Annotated in this window: 1 protein-coding gene; it reads left to right on the forward strand. The window is 67.8% G+C overall.

The window, feature by feature from the left end; all coding sequences use genetic code 11:
• On the forward strand, positions 1–930 hold a 930-nt coding region (kdpA, locus tag A5699_RS13915), incomplete at both ends, for a potassium-transporting ATPase subunit KdpA (RefSeq protein WP_067770179.1).

A 930-nucleotide genomic window follows, 5' to 3' on the forward strand; every position in this document is an offset into this window, starting at 1 on the left:
CGGCGGCACCCAGACGATCCCGGGCGGCCCCGTCGCCAGCCAGGAAGTCATCAAGCTGCTCGGCACCAACGGCGGCGGCTTCTACAACGCCAACTCGTCGCACCCGTTCGAGAACCCCGCCACCTGGACCAACTGGGTGGAGATCTTCCTGATCCTGATGATCCCGTTCTCGCTGCCGCGGACGTTCGGCCGCATGGTCGGCAGCCGGAAGCAGGGTTACGCCATCGTGGCGGCGATGTCGGTGATCGCGACGGCCAGCGTCAGCCTGATGATGCTGTTCCAGCTCCAGGCCCACGGCACCGTCCCGACCGCGGTCGGCTCGGCGATGGAAGGTGTCGAGCAGCGGTTCGGTGTCGCCAACTCGGCGGTGTTCGCCGATGCGACGACGCTGACCTCGACCGGCGCGGTGGACTCGTTCCACGACTCCTACACCAGCCTCGGCGGCATGATCACCATGTTCAACATGCAGCTCGGTGAGGTGGCTCCCGGCGGCGTCGGCTCCGGCCTGTACGGCATGCTGGTGCTGGCGATCATCACGGTGTTCGTGGCCGGCCTGATGGTGGGCCGCACTCCGGAGTACCTCGGAAAGAAGATCACCCCGCGCGAGATCAAGCTCGCGGCAACGTATTTCCTCGTGACCCCGCTGATCGTGCTGACCGGCACCGCGGTGGCCATGGCGATGCCGGGGCAACGCGCGGGCATGCTCAACACGGGGCCGCACGGCCTGTCCGAGGTGCTGTACGCGTTCACGTCGGCGGCCAACAACAACGGCTCCGCGTTCGCCGGGCTCAGCGTCAACACCGAGTGGTACAACACGGCTCTGGGCATGGCCATGGTGTTCGGCCGCTTCCTGCCGATCATCGCGGTCCTGGCCATCGCGGGAACGTTCGCCGCGCAGCGCCCCGGCGTCGTCACCGCCGGCACGTTGCG

The sequence above is a fragment of the Mycobacterium sp. E802 genome, assembly GCF_001666875.1.
In the GTDB taxonomy this organism is placed as follows: Bacteria; Actinomycetota; Actinomycetes; order Mycobacteriales; family Mycobacteriaceae; genus Mycobacterium.